This window comes from Thalassotalea sp. 273M-4 (genome assembly GCF_041410465.1).
Lineage (GTDB): Bacteria > Pseudomonadota > Gammaproteobacteria > Enterobacterales > Alteromonadaceae > Thalassotalea_A > Thalassotalea_A aquiviva.
This window is the reverse complement of sequence record NZ_CP166961.1, coordinates 2,749,213-2,766,902: the sequence shown is the minus strand read 5'-3', so window position 1 is coordinate 2,766,902 and position 17,690 is coordinate 2,749,213. Positions and strand designations below refer to the sequence as shown.

At 41.3% G+C, this 17,690-nt stretch carries 16 protein-coding genes; 7 read left to right on the top strand and 9 right to left on the bottom strand.

Annotated features, from left to right (window positions below):
• Window positions 1-88 precede the first annotated feature (88 nt).
• Entirely contained in the window at window positions 89-613 is a 525-nt protein-coding gene (locus ACAY00_RS12345; RefSeq protein ID WP_371374139.1) for a DUF4124 domain-containing protein, read from the bottom strand.
• 268 nt (window positions 614-881) lie between these two features.
• Window positions 882-2,288, bottom strand: coding sequence for a glutamate--ammonia ligase (glnA, locus tag ACAY00_RS12340; protein WP_371374136.1), 1,407 nt, complete (start codon window positions 2,286-2,288; stop codon window positions 882-884).
• A 444-nt stretch (window positions 2,289-2,732) separates the two neighbouring features.
• On the opposite strand from glnA, the gene typA reads away from it, so the two are divergent.
• Entirely contained in the window at window positions 2,733-4,550 is a 1,818-nt protein-coding gene (typA, locus tag ACAY00_RS12335; RefSeq protein ID WP_371374133.1) for a translational GTPase TypA, read from the top strand.
• A gap of 126 nt (window positions 4,551-4,676) precedes the next feature.
• Here the strand turns inward: typA and ACAY00_RS12330 are convergent, their stop codons facing one another.
• Window positions 4,677-5,261, bottom strand: a complete 585-nt coding sequence (locus tag ACAY00_RS12330; RefSeq protein WP_371374131.1) for a Fe-Mn family superoxide dismutase — start codon at window positions 5,259-5,261, stop codon at window positions 4,677-4,679.
• 274 nt (window positions 5,262-5,535) lie between these two features.
• On the opposite strand from ACAY00_RS12330, the gene ACAY00_RS12325 reads away from it, so the two are divergent.
• On the top strand, window positions 5,536-6,171 hold the full coding sequence (locus ACAY00_RS12325; RefSeq protein WP_371374128.1) for a urate hydroxylase PuuD: 636 nt from the start codon (window positions 5,536-5,538) through the stop codon (window positions 6,169-6,171).
• A gap of 85 nt (window positions 6,172-6,256) precedes the next feature.
• Here ACAY00_RS12325 and ACAY00_RS12320 read toward each other — a convergent pair whose 3' ends face one another.
• Window positions 6,257-6,481: a hypothetical protein gene (locus tag ACAY00_RS12320; protein WP_371374125.1), complete on the bottom strand. Its 225-nt coding sequence runs from the start codon at window positions 6,479-6,481 to the stop codon at window positions 6,257-6,259.
• Window positions 6,482-6,726: 245 nt separating this feature from the next.
• On the opposite strand from ACAY00_RS12320, the gene ACAY00_RS12315 reads away from it, so the two are divergent.
• The 5 genes from ACAY00_RS12315 to ACAY00_RS12295 all read left to right on the top strand — a co-directional run bounded on the left by ACAY00_RS12315 (window position 6,727) and on the right by ACAY00_RS12295 (window position 11,074).
• The gene (locus ACAY00_RS12315) at window positions 6,727-7,623 is read left to right on the top strand and encodes a virulence factor BrkB family protein (RefSeq protein ID WP_371374121.1); all 897 of its coding nucleotides are present in this window, start codon (window positions 6,727-6,729) and stop codon (window positions 7,621-7,623) included.
• Window positions 7,623-8,588 (top strand): prolyl aminopeptidase, encoded by a 966-nt coding sequence (pip, locus tag ACAY00_RS12310; protein WP_371374119.1) that lies wholly within the window; start codon window positions 7,623-7,625, stop codon window positions 8,586-8,588. The genes ACAY00_RS12315 and pip overlap by 1 nt, the downstream gene beginning before the upstream one ends.
• Window positions 8,589-8,591: 3 nt before the next feature.
• Window positions 8,592-9,029 carry a D-aminoacyl-tRNA deacylase gene (gene dtd / locus ACAY00_RS12305; protein WP_371374115.1) on the top strand — a complete coding sequence of 146 codons (438 nt, stop codon included), beginning with the start codon at window positions 8,592-8,594 and terminating at the stop codon, window positions 9,027-9,029.
• A 5-nt stretch (window positions 9,030-9,034) separates the two neighbouring features.
• Entirely contained in the window at window positions 9,035-10,345 is a 1,311-nt protein-coding gene (locus tag ACAY00_RS12300; protein WP_371374112.1) for a GNAT family N-acetyltransferase, read from the top strand.
• Window positions 10,346-10,585: 240 nt separating this feature from the next.
• Entirely contained in the window at window positions 10,586-11,074 is a 489-nt protein-coding gene (locus ACAY00_RS12295; protein ID WP_371374110.1) for a YcxB family protein, read from the top strand.
• Between the two features lie 210 nt (window positions 11,075-11,284).
• Here the strand turns inward: ACAY00_RS12295 and ACAY00_RS12290 are convergent, their stop codons facing one another.
• From ACAY00_RS12290 to hutH, 5 genes are all read right to left on the bottom strand, one after another.
• On the bottom strand, window positions 11,285-12,226 hold the full coding sequence (locus tag ACAY00_RS12290) for an SPFH domain-containing protein (RefSeq protein WP_371374107.1): 942 nt from the start codon (window positions 12,224-12,226) through the stop codon (window positions 11,285-11,287).
• Window positions 12,226-13,143, bottom strand: a complete 918-nt coding sequence (locus ACAY00_RS12285; RefSeq protein ID WP_371374103.1) for an SPFH domain-containing protein — start codon at window positions 13,141-13,143, stop codon at window positions 12,226-12,228. Before ACAY00_RS12285 ends, ACAY00_RS12290 begins: the two co-directional genes overlap by 1 nt.
• Before the next feature lie 77 nt (window positions 13,144-13,220).
• Window positions 13,221-13,691, bottom strand: a complete 471-nt coding sequence (locus tag ACAY00_RS12280; RefSeq protein WP_371374099.1) for an NfeD family protein — start codon at window positions 13,689-13,691, stop codon at window positions 13,221-13,223.
• Between the two features lie 465 nt (window positions 13,692-14,156).
• Window positions 14,157-16,169, bottom strand: coding sequence for a urocanate hydratase (locus ACAY00_RS12275; RefSeq protein WP_371374096.1), 2,013 nt, complete (start codon window positions 16,167-16,169; stop codon window positions 14,157-14,159).
• A 16-nt stretch (window positions 16,170-16,185) separates the two neighbouring features.
• Entirely contained in the window at window positions 16,186-17,688 is a 1,503-nt protein-coding gene (hutH, locus tag ACAY00_RS12270) for a histidine ammonia-lyase (protein ID WP_371374094.1), read from the bottom strand.
• Window positions 17,689-17,690 lie beyond the last annotated feature (2 nt).

Genomic DNA, 17,690 nt, shown 5'->3' with positions numbered 1-17,690 from the left:
GGTTATCTCCACTGCACTGAAATGGTGCGATGTGATTTTAGTTTAGAAAATCACAGCCTCATTTGCACCTATAAAGAGATAATTTTTGTTAGTTTACTCTAGCACGGTGCAAATAAATGGTTCTTTCTTCGGAGGATGCAATTACCTTGCCTTTATTGTTTAAAAGCTCTAATTTTATTTTGTGTTCACCCCGGTCAACGTCTCTAAGAATAAACACTGAACGAGTTTGGGGTTCGGAATGTTGTTTGCCGTCTAGTAGCAGGCGAACTTTATGGCCTTGTTTAAAAACTGGCGCGACGCGACCAGAAATATAAATTGAGCCTGAATTATCACGAATGGTGGAGTGGTCTTCGGGTTGGGTAATTTCAACATGGTATTCTTCTGACATGACTCTAGGGGTTATATCTAAGATAGAGGTATCGACAGAAGACATGATGGTCTGTTTGTTTTTAATAATAATTTCTTCAGAGATCTCTTCTGCTCCCGGCTTAGGGCTATCAGAAAACACTAAGTCTCCAGCTGCGTTGCGCCAGACGTAAATTTTTTCAGAAGCGGTAACGACAGGTGCCAGTAACGATATGAAAACCAGAGCTAATACTACAAACCGAGCCATGTCTGTTAAGTCCTTTGTTTTGGAAATTATTATTATTCAATTCAGATAAAGTTCGACAATGTGTTTCTGCTCTAGGTTTGCTTTAAAGCCATTGAGTAGAAAGAATAGTCTACTTTTTAAACTGCATCTCTTACAGTTAAGTCCATAAGGTTTTGTTATGCAAGTTTTGGACAATAAAAAAGTATAAATTATTTATTAATAACCTATTGAATAGATATAAAAAAACCCGCCTAAGCGGGTTTTCATTCAGATTGACTTTTAGCCGTGATTACACGCTGTAGTACATGTCAAATTCAACAGGGTGTGTTGTTGAGTTTAATGTTTCAACTTCTGCACGTTTAAGTTCGATGTAGGCATTGATCATGTCTAAATCCATAACACCACCGGCTGTTAAGAAGTCGTTATCCGCTGCAAGTGCATCAAGAGCTTCTTCTAGTGATGAAGCAACTTGAGGAATTGCCAACGCTTCTTCTGCAGGAAGGTCGTATAAATCTTTATCCATAGCATCGCCAGGGTGGATCTTGTTTTTGATACCGTCAAGACCTGCCATCATTAGAGCAGAGAATGCTAAGTATGGGTTTGCTGTTGGATCAGGGAAACGTACTTCGATACGAGCTGCTTTTGGTGAAGGTACTACTGGGATACGAATAGAGGCAGAACGGTTACGAGCTGAGTAAGCTAACATAACTGGTGCTTCGAAACCTGGCACAAGACGCTTGTATGAGTTAGTTGAAGCATTGGTGAATGCGTTCAACGCTTTAGCGTGCTTGATGATACCACCGATGTAGTAAAGAGCTGTTTCAGAAAGACCGCCGTAAAGGTCACCAGAGAATAGGTTAACACCGTCTTTGCTTAGAGATTGGTGAACGTGCATACCAGTACCGTTGTCGCCTACAAGTGGCTTAGGCATAAATGTGGCTGTTTTGCCGTATGCATGAGCTACGTTGTGAACAACGTACTTGTAAATTTGAACTTCATCAGCTTTGTTAACCATGGTGTTGAAACGACAAGCGATTTCGTTTTGACCCGCAGTTGCAACTTCGTGGTGATGCGCTTCAACAACTAAGCCCATTTCTTCCATTACTAGACACATTGCAGAACGTAAATCTTGAGAAGAATCTACTGGAGCAACTGGGAAGTAACCGCCTTTAACACCTGGACGGTGACCGTGGTTACCTTCTTCGTAGCTCGTACCTGAGTTCCATTTAGCTTCTTTGTCGTCGATTTTGTAGAAAGAACCACTCATATCTGTGTGGAATTTAACATCATCAAATACGAAGAACTCTGGCTCTGGACCAATAAGCACAGTGTCAGCGATACCTGTAGAACGTAAGTATTCTTCAGCGCGCTTAGCTACAGAGCGAGGGTCACGGCTGTAACCTTGCATAGTAGAAGGCTCTAGAATGTCACAACGTAAGTTAAGAGTTACTTCTTCAGTAAATGGGTCTAAAACAGCCGTTGCTGGATCAGGCATTAATACCATGTCTGATTCGTTAATGCCTTTCCAACCAGAAATTGAAGAACCATCAAACATTTTACCGTTTTCAAAAAAGTCTTCATCAACTTGGTGATGAGGAATTGAAACGTGTTGTTCTTTACCTTTTGAATCGGTAAAACGTAAATCAACAAACTTAACGTCGTTATCTTGGATTAAATCTAAAACTGCTTGTGACATGAAGGTCTCCGAAATATCTGCAGGTTATTATTAAAATGTATAATTTTTTTCTTATTGGCTCTTAAGCTAAAACCATGCCAACTTTGTAAGTGTTGAATAATATGGATTTTTTTTGTTGCACCCAACATGTTTTGCACTATTTCGGTGCTTAGGTGTTTTTTGTTGGTGCAACCTGGTTGAGTGAACCCATATTAAGCCAAAGTTAGTGCATAGGATTATTAACTATTTTGCTGTTGGCATCCAGTTTACTATGTCTATTGTTAAATATCTGCCATGATTTAACGACTTTCGCAAAATTATAAACAGACCCGTCATGACATCGACGAGGGATAGTTCGAACAACAAATATTTCGGTTTATTTGTTCGAATTAGTTTATAATACGCGCGATCAAAATTTTATACTCAATTTTACAGCTCTATTAGGGGCTGAGAAGGGCTAGAAACGTGTTAGATAAATTACGTAACATCGCTATCATTGCGCATGTTGACCACGGTAAAACAACTCTTGTAGACAAACTATTACAACAATCAGGTACGTTAGATGCTCGCACTGACATCGATGATCGTGTAATGGATTCTAACGATATTGAAAAAGAACGTGGAATTACCATCCTGGCAAAGAATACTGCCATCAACTGGAATGACTACCGAGTAAACATCGTAGACACCCCAGGTCACGCCGATTTTGGTGGTGAAGTTGAGCGTGTTATGTCAATGGTTGACAGTGTACTTCTTATTGTTGATGCACAAGAAGGTCCAATGCCGCAAACGCGTTTCGTGACCAAAAAAGCTTTTGCTCAAGGCTTAAAACCAATTGTTGTTATCAATAAAATCGACAAGCCAGGTGCTCGCCCTGAGTGGGTTATGGATCAGGTTTTCGACTTATTCGACAACTTAGGTGCAACCGACGATCAATTGGATTTCCAAGTTGTTTATGCCTCTGCTATTAACGGTTGGGCGTCATTAGATGCAGAAACCGAAGGTAGCGACATGACGCCATTGTTTGAAACCATCATTGAGCAAGTACCATCACCAGATGCAGATGTTGACGGCTCATTTCAAATGCAGGTGTCTCAATTAGATTACAGCTCATACCTTGGTGTTATCGGTGTTGGCCGTATTACACGTGGTCAAGTTAAGCCTAATCAGCAAGTAACCGTTGAAGCGGCAAATGGTAAAATCCATAACGCCAAAGTTGGTAAAGTATTTGGTTACCTTGGTTTAGAGCGTCATGAAGTTGAAGAAGCACAAGCGGGTGACATCATTGCGATCACAGGTCTTGGCGAGCTAAAAATTTCAGACACCATTTGTTGTCCAAACGAAGTAGAAGCATTACCACCGCTTTCTGTAGACGAACCAACTATTAACATGACTTTCCAAGTGAACACGTCGCCGTTTGCAGGTCAAGAAGGTAAGTATGTTACTTCGCGTAACATCAAAGAACGTCTTGATAAAGAATTGGTTCACAACGTGGCACTTCGTGTTGAGCAATTAGACGATCCTGATAAATTTAAAGTTTCAGGTCGTGGTGAATTGCATTTAGGTATCTTAATTGAAAACATGCGTCGTGAAGGTTACGAATTAGCGGTTTCTCGCCCTGAAGTAATTATGCGCGAAGTCGATGGTCAGTTAGAAGAACCATACGAAACTGTCACCATTGATGTTGAAGAAGAACATCAAGGTGCGATCATGGAAAAGATGGGTCTTCGCAAAGCTGAATTAACCGATATGGCACCTGACGGTAAAGGTCGAATTCGTATGGACTTTATTATGCCAAGCCGTGGCTTAATTGGTTTCCAAACAGAATTCATGACTTTAACTTCTGGTTCTGGTCTAATTTACCACACATTCTTACAGTATGGTCCACACAAAGGTGGCGAAATTGGTCAACGTATCAATGGTGTAATGATTGCCAATGCAACGGGTAAAGCATTAACCAACGCTTTATTTAACCTACAAGATCGTGGTCGTTTAATGATTGGTCATGGTGTTGAAGTATACGAAGGTATGGTTGTTGGTATTCACAGCCGTGATAACGATTTAACTGTAAACGTACTTAAAGGTAAGCAGTTAACCAACGTTCGTGCTTCTGGTACAGATGACGCGCAGGTTCTTACACCAGCAATCAAGATGACTCTAGAGCAGGCTTTAGAATTTATTGATGACGACGAATTGGTAGAAATCACTCCAGAAAGTATTCGTATTCGTAAGAAGTACCTAAAAGAGTCGGATCGTAAGCGTGAATCACGCAACAAAAAGTAATTAAAACCTTACTTTGACTCTGAAAAAAATGCCAGCTCCACGCTGGCATTTTTATTTTAAAATTGCAGTGAAAACGAGCCAAAAAAAAGCGACCGTAAGGTCGCTTTTAGGTAACTGTTTCGGCGATTACGCTGTGAAGTTAGCGTTCGCAAATTCCCAGTTAGCTAATGCGTAAAATGCTTCCATGTAGTTTGGACGCAAGTTACGGTAATCGATGTAGTACGCGTGTTCCCACAAATCAACAGTGATAAGAGGCGTAACACCTTCTTCTGTTAATGGCGTTGCTGCATTAGAAGTGTTAACAATAGCTAGGCTACCGTCGGCATTTTTTACTAACCAAGTCCAGCTAGAACCAAAGTTGTTTACCGCGCTATCAGTGAATTTCGCTTTGAACTCTGCAAAAGAACCAAATTGGGCATCAATAGCCGCAGCAAGCTCACCAACAGGTGCGCCAGTACCGTTTGGTGTTAAAGAGTTCCAGTAAAATGTGTGGTTCCAGATTTGAGCAGCATTGTTGAAAACACCGCCTGAAGAGTTTTTAACGATGTCTTCTAAAGAAGCGTCAGCAAAATCAGTACCTTCAATTAAACCGTTTAACTTAACTACGTATGTGTTGTGGTGCTTACCGTAGTGGTATTCTAATGTTTCTTGTGAAATATGCGGCGCTAATGCGTCCATTGCATATGGTAATGCAGGTAAAGAAATAGCCATGTTTTTCTCCGAGATAAAGAATGGTTTATTTATTTGTCATTATAATGCACATACAACAAGTATGTACTTAAAAATTAGGGCTGTATTTTACTGGATTTTCAAAACATATCTAGTTTATTTAGTTATTGAATATATACAGAAAATACGCAGAAAGTTTGACCAACAAATGTTGCTTATTTATGCCAATGCCGTTAGTTTAGTGCATGCACAATTAAATACACATTATTGGCTTAGTTAAACCAATAAAAATAACAATAAACAATAAGGGATAAATATGGAAATTCTAGCTATTTTAAGTCGCTGGGGGCATTTACTGTTTGGTATTACCTGGATCGGCTTGTTGTATTACTTTAATTTCGTTCAAGGTGGCTATTTTAAGAAGGCGACGCCAGAAGCTTTAGCCGATGCAAAAAAACATTTAGCACCAGAGGCGCTATGGTGGTTCCGTTGGGCTGCAATGCTAACTTTTATAACCGGTCTTATTTTATTGGTGGGTTTAGTTAAACTCGGTACGATGAATGCGTCAATCGTATTAGGCGCTACCTTAGGAACCGTGATGTTCTTGAATGTTTGGTTAATCATTTGGCCAAACCAAAAAATTGCTTTAGGCATGACACAAGGTGATGCGCCAAAGGCTGCTGGTAAAGCACTGCTGGCATCTCGTACCAACACCTTATTCTCTGGCCCGATGGCGTTTTTTATGTTGGCAGGACCACATTTTTCATCGGTCGGTCTTGGCTGGGGGATGGGGTTAAACTCGGTCGCTATGTGGGTAGGCTTAGGTATTATTGCGTTACTTGAAATAAATGCCATTGTGGGCAAACAAGGCCCGATGACCAGCGTTAAAGGCGTTATCCATTGCAGTTTATTACTTACTGCCGTGTTAGTTGCTGTGTTAAAGCTGGTGTAAAATCTCAATTTAACAACAATAAAAAAACGAGCTTCTGGCTCGTTTTTTTGTTTAAATTCGGCGTCGTTTTGGCCTATGTGATCGGTTAATCACTGCCTTTAAATTTGGCTGCATCGATAATACACCAGATGTATACAATCGGAACAAATATCCAACCAATGAGGACGACGGTTAACCCCCAAGAAATGGCCATGGCAATAAAAAATAAAATGGCGGCTAAAAATCGACCTTGAACGAGTTGGCCGAGTCCTGGGATAAAAAAACTGCATATTGCGGCCAGTACGTTCCCACCGGAACCTTGTCCTGCCATAATCACTCTCCTTTAAATTTGGGCTAGTTTAAGTTTGAACCTATATAGGATAGATTCAACACTCGTATTATTTAGTTATACTCTATAAACTATTGACGATACAAGAAAGCGTTAAATTGTAAGAAAAATTAAGTCATTAGCATTTTATACAACAATTTTTCGCCCAAGCTCAGGCCATCGCCTACTAAGCACAATGGCGCTGGGCAGTTAAATGGAACAGATTAAAACAAAAATTAAGCGAAAAGATGAATATTTATCAATGGGTTAAAAGCCAAACATACACAAAAACAGCGTTGGAATTTGCTGAGTATTTCGCTCATCGTTGTAAACAAGATCAAATACAAGTGTCTGCGGGCTATTTATCTTACGTCACCTTGATGTCATTGGTCCCCCTTATCATGGTGATGTTCTCAATCGTTTCTGCTTTTCCTATTTTTGGCGAAGTACAGCAAGATATTGAAAATTTCATCTTTAATAACTTTGTCCCAGCGGCTTCGCAATCAATACAACAACACCTTGATGGTTTTGTTGCCAACGCCTCGAAAATGTCGGGGACAGCCATTGTCATTTTATTTTTATTGGCTTTGCTTTTGATCTCTGCCGTTGATACGTCGCTCAATCGTATTTGGCGCATTCATCAACGCCGCAGAGCAGTAACCTCGTTTGCGGTGTATTGGATGATATTAACCCTAGGGCCTGTGCTAGTTGGCGTGAGTATTGCCGCAACATCCTACTTTATCTCGCTGGTGTCTTTTTCAGGAATGGCGATCACAACAATAAATGAACTGCTGTTGTATTTATTACCCATGTTAGCTTCATTTGCAGCCTTTTTGGTGCTTTACATGTTGGTGCCTAATACCAATGTAAAGTTACGATATGCTGTTTCTGGTGCGGTACTTGCCACCTTATTATTTGAACTGGCTAAAAAAGGGTTTGCAGCCTACGTTACTCATTTACCCTCCTATGAGGCCATTTACGGTGCATTGGCAACCATACCGATATTATTTGTTTGGGTTTATTTGTCTTGGCTTGTGGTATTTATTGGTGCGGAGTTTACGGCTTGCTTAAAAGAATTTTATGATTTTAAAAACAAAACCGCTAATATTACAGACAAAGATGGACACTCAACTGAGGGCCAATAATGCAACCTTTATACCCTAAAATAAGCCCTAATAGTACCGCCTTTATTGAACGAGATGGGCATCAAATTTACGTTGAAGAAAGTGGTAACCCCCATGGGATTGCGGTCATCTATTTGCATGGTGGTCCTGGCGGGGGCAGTAGTGAAGATCATCGTCGTTATTTTGACCCACAAAAATATCGCATTATTGTGTTCGATCAACGAGGCTGTGGTAAATCAACCCCGCATGCTAGTGTCGAAAATAATTCAACTTGGGATTTGGTTGAAGACATTGAAGAAATTCGTGAGCATTTTGCTATTTCACATTGGCTTGTTGCGGGTGGCTCTTGGGGCACCACGTTAGCTTTAGCCTATGGCATTCGCTATCCTCATCATGTCTTAGGCTTTATTTTACGAGGCATATTTTTAGGCACACAAGAAGAAATAGACTGGTTATACGGTCCGCAAGGCGCTGCCGGTGTTTTTCCGGAATACTATCAAGAATTTTTACACCCTTTAAACGACAAATCGTTCTTAGATATTGTTCCTGCATATCATCATTTGTTGTTTGGTCATAATGAAATAGCTCGGGTGGCGGCAGCTAAAGCTTGGTCATTGTGGGAGTCGAAAATCTCAGCGTTGCATGTTAAAGATATGTCTTTAGAGTCAAAGGATGATACTCATCAAGCGATCGCAATGGCGTGCTTAGAAAATCATTATTTTAGTCATCAGTGCTTTTTAGAGCCTAACTATCTGATTGATAACCTGACCAAAATATCTCACTTGCCGGCCTACATAGTGCATGGTCGATATGATATGGTGTGTCAGTTAAAACAGGCATGGTTGTTAGCAAAAAACTGGGACAATGCGCAATTACAAATCATTCCTAAAGCCGGTCACTCTGGCTTTGAAGCAGGGATTATTGACGCCATGTGTAAAGCCGCAGATAAGATGGCTGACTTTATTATTTCAAAACAAAAACAGTAAATTATGATCGCGTTAATGCAAAGAGTAAGCTCGGCATCCGTGACTGTCGACGGGCAAGTAACAGGCAGTATTGAACAAGGTATTTTAGTACTTTTGGCGGTTGAACCCGAGGATAACGAAGCCAAAGCTAAACGTTTAGCGCAACGAGTTGCGGGCTATCGAATGTTTAGTGATGAGCAAGGGAAAATGAACTTAAATGTTGGCCAAGCAGGCGGTGACATCTTAGTGGTTTCTCAATTTACTCTCGCCGCCGATACAACCCGAGGCATGCGTCCGAGTTTTTCTCGCTCTGCCGACCCCGAGCTTGGTAATTCGTTATATCAATATTTTACCGAACAATTAAGAGCGCTAGGGTTTAGCGCGCCAACGGGAATTTTTGGCGCAGATATGAACGTTACTCTGACCAATGATGGTCCCGTTACTTTTCGTTTAAAGATTTAATCCAGATGTCTTTATCAAACTTTACCTTAACCAGCCCGAAAACCTCGGCAGAATTTGAGCAGTATTATCAACTCAGATACCAAGTCCTTCGTAAGCCTTGGCAACAGCCCAAAGACAGTGAACGTGACGAACTAGAAAACGACGCTATTCATAAAATGATTTACAATGAAAAAGGCGACGTTGTCGCGGTCGCTCGCTTGCATAAAATGCAGCAAAATGTTGGGCAAGTGCGGTATATGGCTGTAGATCCTGATTATCAGGGATTGGGGCTAGGTCAAATGCTATTGCAAGCGCTAGAGCAAAATGCCATCGACCTTGGCTTGAGTAAAATGGAGCTTAATGCCAGAGAAATCGCTTTGCCTTTTTATCAAAAGCAAGGGTATCAATTGATCAGAGCGTCACATACCCTCTTTGATGAGGTTAAACACTTTTTGATGAGTAAGCCTTTATTAAAAAGCACGCGTCTAGCGATTATTGGCGCAGGGTGGGTTGGTAAAGCATTAGCGCAGGCGTTACCACGACAGCAATTTTCATTGCTATTAACCGCGACCACATCAGCAGGCAAAGCGCAATTGCAAGCGCAGGGTTTTCAAGCCTGCCAATTTAAATTACCCGATGATGTGCTCAATGAAAATATAAATGTCGATACAGTCGCTAAGCTCAAACAAAATGACAGTGTGGTTATTTGTATTCCACCCAAGCTTAAGCAAGGGCAGAGTGACTATGCGCTAAAAATAAAACACCTGGTCGATATTTTTTCCCAAGCCGACAGCCAAATTAAACACGTCATTTTGTTAAGTTCCACCGCGGTCTACAATGGCTTGCAAGGGGATGTTGATGAATCAACTGAATTAAATGTTAATGCAAGCAAGGTCAAGCATTTGCAACAAGCAGAGCAAACCCTGTTAACTTCGAATATCGATACAAAAGTTGTATTACGCTTGGGTGGGTTGATTGGGTATAACCGTCATCCAGGGCGTTTTTTCAGTTCGGGACGGCCTGTTCCAAACCCAGAATCAGTGGTTAATTTTATTCATCGTGACGATGTGGTTGGGGTCATCACTAAGATCTTAGCGCTAAGCCAAGCTCAGCAATTACCGTCAAAGTGTCAAATTATTAATGCGGTTTGTCCAGATCATCCTAAACGCCGAGACTTTTATCAAGCCGCCATGGCTTCGTTACAAGCCCCTGCAGCGGAATTTTCAGCACAACAAGAGCAACAGGGGAAATGTGTGCAAGCGCCTATTCTAAAGGCGCTTGGTTATTCGTTTCTTTACCCCAATTTAAGCCAGTGGTTGAGTCATTATGAGCAATAAAAAACAACGAGGTATGAACTTAACACTAAGCAAAGCCGGTATTTTGTTTCTGCTTTTATGGCTCCATATTACGGTTCTGGATTTATTCATTGTGGTGCGAGATGGGCCGAGGTTTTTCTTTTCACAGAGCCTGCAATTTGAGACTATATTGACCCATATGATCATTGCCGCTTTTTCGGTTGTGTGTTTTTATTTGATCAATCAGATCATACGTTACCTTGATAAGCAGAATTAAATCTAATGCCAGTATATGAAACATCGTTTAAACTTGATAAACCGCATTTTCAAGAATGCTTTGACCAGTCTAAAAATCAGCAAAGCAATTTCAAAAGCTGGTTAAAACCACTGATTTTTATTGTTATCGGGGTGGTTATTCACCAAATAAGTGCCGATCGAATGCTCACTTATTTAGCCAACTTTTTTATATTTCTTTCGTTAATTGAAGTGTTAAGCATTATCTTTGCTCGCTCTTGGTGGGTAACGCGACAAATGCTTTCGCGGGTTTCTAACTCAATGATTGAGTTGCGTATTGATGATGAAGGCATTTTGATTAAATCGCCATATTCTCAAAACCAATTATTGTGGCACCAAATCAGCGATGTTGAATCAACCGAAAAAGGCTTGTTACTGCATTTAGACAATAAAGGTCGGCAATACTTGTCTAAATCGTGTTTGTCCGAACAAGCGTATGACTTTATTCGACAACAAAGCGCAAAAGAAGGTTCGTAAAACCCTCGCTTGGTTAAAACTTAGAGATAAAAAAAGCAGATTGATTTAATCAATCTGCTTTTTATTATTGGCCAATTTAATACCAATCCCACTAAGTTTTGCGCACTTAGCAAGAAATAAAAGTTTTTAGGCAAGTTATTGATTGCAGGTAATGGTCATTCCCTAATCAAAATGAGTATAATCACCATTAACCCGCTTTTTTGTACCAGCCTATTTGTTTGTAGTTAAGCCAAGGTTGTTCATCCATTGTTGATAGTCGAGCAAGTTAGCGGGCAATATGATTTTGCGATCTTTTTTACTCAAGCCTTTGAGTTGTTTTAAATATTGCTCAGAAAGTTGCATATTTAACGCTTCTTTACCACCGTCTTGATTAATCACATCTGCAACTTTAATGATCGAATCAGAAGTCGCTTTCGCCAAAGATAAAATTTCGGCAGCTTTACCTTCAGCGGCATTAATACGACGCTGCTTTTCACCTTCTGAAATATTAATCATCTCGCGCTTTAAACCTTCACTGCGGTTAATAACACTTTGCTTATCGCCTTCACTTTTCGCCATAATTGCTCGGCGCTCACGCTCGGCATTTACCTGCATTTCCATCGCTAACCTGACAGTTTGCGGTGGGGTGATGTTCTTGATTTCATAACGATGTACTCTAATCCCCCATGCTTCTCCGGCTTTATCTAATACTTCCACTACTTTGGCGCTGATCAAATCACGCTCTTCAAATGTTCGATCTAAATCCAAAGTGCCAATAACTGAGCGGGTGGTGGTTTGAGCCAGTTGCATCGCCGCAAAACGATAATTTACTATGCCATAGCTGGCTCGAATGGGTTCGGTCACCGAGATATAGATAACCCCATCAACTTCTACGTTGACTTCGTCTTTTGAAAAACATTCTTGTGGTGGTACATCAATGGTTTCTTCTTTTAAATCTTGTACATAAGCAACTCGGTCGATAAATGGGAAGAGGGCATGAAAACCAGCATCGAGGGTTTTATGATATTTGCCCAACCGTTCAACGACATAAGCCGACTTGGTTGGAACCAAACAAATAGACTGAAATAGCTTGGTAATAAAAATTAAAAATATGCTCCCCCATACAAAGAAGACAAAAAGATCCATAGGGTTATATTGATTTAAAAAGTCCATTATTTTGCTCCCTGTACACTGCTGGTAACTTTATCCATGCCGTCAAAAAATCCTTCAAGCTTGGCGATTTCGCTCGGTAGCACCGACACATCGGCTTTATCAATAACCTCACCGGCTTGTTGGATAAATTCATTCATTAAGCGCATTCTAATGGCGTCATCGCCACAAGGCTTTTTGGCCGCATCAGCAATCAGTTTCATCCCTTGAGCGGTAGCCTCAGCAATAATTTCAATTTCCTTTGCACGACCTTCGGCTTCATTGATTTGCCGTTGTTTATCACCTTCCGACAAGTTAATTGCTTCTTGGCGTTCACCCTCGGATAAATTAATCATCGAATCACGAGCGGCGTTGGCTAGGGTAATTTCAGCTCTTTTTTGGCGCTCAGCCTCCATTTGCTTTTCTAAGGTATGAATAACTTCGACCGATGGCGTGATATTTTTGACTTCGTATCGAAGTACTTTAATGCCCCAAGGGTCGGAGGCTTTGTCAATCTCTCGAACGATGGTTTCATTAAGCGCGTCGCGCTCTGAAAATGTTTGGCTTAAGTCGAGTTTACCAATTTCAGAACGCATGGTGGTTTGTGCTAAGTTAACGCTGGCACGACGATAATCTTCAATACCGTAACTGGCTTTAGCGCCGTCCATTACTTTAATGTAAACCAAGCCATCAACATCTATTTGAATATTATCCTTAGAGATACAGCTTTGAGCTGGAATATCTAACACCTGCTCTCGCGTATCATGGCGATATGCAACGCGATCAAAAAATGGGATCAAAAAATGAAACCCAGGTTCCATCACGGCACGAAATTTTCCTAGTCGTTCAATGACGCACACCTCACGCATTTCGACAATTAAAATTAATTTATAGACAATAAATAATATGCCTAAAATAATAATGGTTAATACGGCTAACACATGACTCTCCTTAGTAACGCTAAATGCTTTGTAGATTAATAAATATTTTTATTTGGCCAAGCCTCAACACCCTTTACCTAATCGGGCGTTGGAGGAGATATTTTTTCAACAACATAAGAAATGTTATCTCGACAAACAATTTGTACCGTGCTGCCTTTTTCCAGCACATTACCATCTCCTAGTGCTGTCCATTCTGTGCCTTGAAAGCGGATCCGGCCCTTTTTATTGCCAGGGCCTATGGTCTCAATAACTTCAACCTGTTGACCAAAGACGTCGAGTTCTTCGTCGGTATTATCAATGTGGCTGTCACCACCTACCATCTGCTGGCCAAGTTTTCGAAACATTAACAATAAAATAAGCGAGCTGATAAAAAATAACGAAAAGGCATTTATTTGACTGTCAATTAAGCCAAGCTGCAAGGCGCCTGCAACGAGTAATGCTGATATACCTAAGAACACCACTATACCGCCAGGAATTAATAATTCGGCGAGCATTAAAAATACCCCTACAGAAGCCCAAACTAATGGTGCATTGCTAAAAAACTCCATAATCTAACTCCTAATAATGGTGGCGATTGCTGCGATAAGGGCTGAGCCAAACTAGGGCAACACAATGTGGTTATTGTCATTGTTTAAATAATCATCATTCACCGTAGCAAACAAGACATAATATGTCAAAGCAAAAATCCACCTTTATTTTGGCTAAAAAGCTAAATAATTCAGTTGATTAATGGGAGGCTGGTTTTTGTTGACCTTAAAGGCTTGGCCCTAAAGTGCAGATGAATACGGGGTTTATTAAGGTTTTAGCGAAGTAAAAAAGCCTACTACTGTCACCTGTGGGCGTCAGTGGCGGGTCTTGTTGATAAAAATGTTGGTAAAGATCACAATAAGAGATGGCAACAGATTTTTTAAAATAAAAAACTCTAAGTGAAAACACTTAGAGTTTTAATTTTTAAAGCGGCTTGCGTGCTACGCCCAACCGCTAGTTAAGATCTAGCAAAACAGCGAGTTTCGTTATAATGACAGTTTGTTAAGCAACTCGTTATCGACTAAGTTGGCTAAAGTCACCTTCAGTTTTGGGGTTCTTTGCATTTCCCGCTTAATCGCAAAGTTAGCTTCTTCATTACGGGCCCAACTGCGACGAGCAATACCGTTATTAACATCAAATAAGAGCATAGATTGCAGTCGGCGCTGGGCATCAGCACTACCGTCAAGCACCATGCCAAAGCCACCATTGGTGACTTCACCCCAACCAACACCACCACCGTTATGAATCGATACCCATGTCGCTCCGCGGAAGCTGTCACCAATCACATTATGAATGGCCATGTCTGAGGTAAAGCGACTGCCATCGTAGATGTTTGAGGTTTCACGAAATGGTGAATCGGTACCACTTACATCATGATGGTCACGACCTAAAACGACAGGCCCAATGTCGCCACGGTTAATAGCATCGTTAAATGCTTTGGCAATTTCCATACGGCCTTGCGCGTCAGCATAAAGAATACGCGCTTGTGAACCAACCACCAATTTGTTTTGTTTGGCATCTAAAATCCAAGTAATGTTGTCTTGCATTTGCTGTTGGATTTCAGCCGGAGATTCCGCCATGATTTGTTTAAGTACCTCGGCAGCTATCGCATCGGTTTTATCCAAATCTTCTGGTTTGCCCGATGTACATACCCAACGAAATGGGCCAAAGCCATAGTCAAAGCACATAGGTCCAAGAATATCTTGCACGTATGATGGGTATTTAAAATCAATACCGTTTTCTGCCATTACCTCACCGCCTGCGCGAGATGCTTCGAGTAAAAAGGCGTTACCGTAATCAAAGAAATACGTGCCTTTGGCCGTATGTCTATTCACCGCTGCCGCGTGGCGCCTTAAGGTTTGCTGAACTTTGTCTTTAAACACTTCGGGTTGTTCGCGAATCAAACGATTTGATTCTTCATAACTGATCCCTACAGGGTAGTAACCGCCTGACCATGGGTTGTGTAATGAGGTTTGATCTGAGCCCAAATGTACAAAAATATTCTGTTCATCAAAAGACTCCCAGACATCAACAATGTTACCAATATAAGCAATCGATACGACTTCTTCATTTGCGATCGCGGCTTTTACTCGGGCAACCAAAGTTTCCATGTTATCAATCAATTCGTCTACCCAACCTTGCTGGTGACGTTTGGTTGCTGCTTTTGGGTTAACCTCTGCACATACGGTAATACAGTTGGCAATATTACCTGCTTTAGGTTGTGCACCACTCATGCCACCTAGACCCGCGGTAAGAAAGACTTTGCCTTTTGGTGTTTCACCTTTGTTTAACACTTTACGAAATGCATTCATTACTGTAATAGTGGTGCCATGGACGATACCTTGTGGACCGATATACATAAATGAGCCGGCGGTCATTTGACCGTATTGGGTAACACCTAAGGCATTAAACTTTTCCCAATCATCCGGTTTTGAGTAGTTCGGGATCATCATACCGTTGGTGACCACAACGCGCGGGGCATCTTTAGAGGATGGGAACAAGCCCATTGGGTGACCCGAATATAAGTGTAGGGTTTGATCTTCTTCCATCTCACTTAAATATTTCATGGTCAGTAAATATTGTGCCCAATTTTGAAAGACAGCCCCATTACCACCGTAAGTGATAAGCTCTTCTGGATGCTGGGCGACAGCTGGGTCAAGGTTATTGTCAATCATCAGCATAATGGCCGCCGCTTGTTGGCATTTTGCTGGGTAGTCCGCTATCGAACGTGCTTTTAAGGCATAGCTCGGCTTAAAACGGTACATGTAAATGCGACCAAAATCTTTAAGCTCTTGAGCAAATTCTGGCGCTAATTCTTCATGCCATTCTTTAGGGAAGTAACGTAAAGCATTGCGAATGGCCAATTGTTTTTCTTCTGAGCTCAGGATGTCTTTGCGCTTTGGGGCACGATTTGCATCGGCTGGATATGGCTTAGCCAAAGGCAGTTGAGTTGGGATACCTTGGATAATTTGTTGTTGAAAATCGCTTATAGTGGTCATTATTGTCACTCCTTGATTAATGCTCAAAACTTACGGTGAACGCCTGTGATTTAACCAAATCAATCATTGCATCAATGTCTGGTTTTAACAGTCTGTCTTCTTCAAGTTTGGCCACACGGGTTCTGATCAAAGCAAAGTTTTGCTCAATTAAATCAGAACAGGTGTTTGGACGTCGAAACTCCAGCGCTTGGGCTGCGTACATAAGCTCAATGGCAAAAATCTTATCTAAGTTACCTAAGATTTGGTTTAACTTACGACCAGAAATACTGCCCATTGAAACATGATCTTCTTGTCCCATAGACGTCGGCACACTGTCGGCAGACGGTGGAAAACACAGAGATTTGTTTTCAGTAACCAAAGCGGCGGTTGCGTATTGTGGGATCATCATACCGGAATTTAAGCCACCTGAAGTGGTTAACAAACGCGGTAAACCATGCATACCTTCTAATAATAAATAGCAACGTCTATCGGCAATGTTACCTAACTCAGCGGCGGCAATAGACGCATAATCTAAGACCATGGCTAACGGTTGACCGTGAAAGCTACCGCCAGAGATTGCTTCTTCGCTACTAATGATAATAGGGTTGTCAGTGACCGAGTTCATCTCGATTTCAACCAACTCAAGTAAGTGATAATACGCATTACGTGAGGCACCATGCACTTGTGGAATACAACGCAACGAATATGGGTCTTGAACACGATCACATTCTTCATGATCGCTCATATTCTGTGAGTCTTTAAACAAGCGGCGCATTCTAGATGCGACTTCTAAGTTACCAACAAAGGCTCGAGTGTTGTGTAATTCTTGACGAAATGGTGATTGGCTACCTTGCATCCCTTCGATACTCATCGCACCAGCAACATCAGCAAGGTCAAGCAAGTAACGCATCTTCGTTAATGCGGTGATCGCATGAGACAAAATGAACTGAGTACCATTAATTAAGGCCAAACCTTCTTTCGCATGCAGTTCAAGTGGCGGTAAACCATGTTGGCTTAGCGCCGTGGCGGCAGCAATTTTATCGTCACCATGCCAAAATTCACCTTCACCAATAAGCGGTAAAAACAAGTGTGACAATGGTGCTAAATCGCCTGATGCGCCAACCGAACCTTGTTCAGGTACCACGGGAATTAAGTCGAGCTCAATAAAGGTCAGCATACGCTCGATAACCTCTAAGCGAATGCCTGAAAAGCCCTGACTAAGTGCATGAACTTTGGTGATTAACATCAGCTTTGAAATGGCTTTGGCAATAGGCTCACCTACACCAACAGCATGCGTTATGAGTAAGTTCTTTTGTAATAAATGGGTTTCTGCCGGTGAAATTTGGGTGTCACACAAAGGGCCAAAGCCGGTATTTATGCCATAAACGGCTTTATTGGAATTTGCCATTTTCTCGACATTTTGTCGGCTTGTGTTGATTTTATCTAAAGCTTGCTGACAAAGTTCGGTTTTAATACTACCGTCGGCGATGCCGTTTACAATATCAAGATTGAGACGATCAATACCATATTTAAACGTCACAC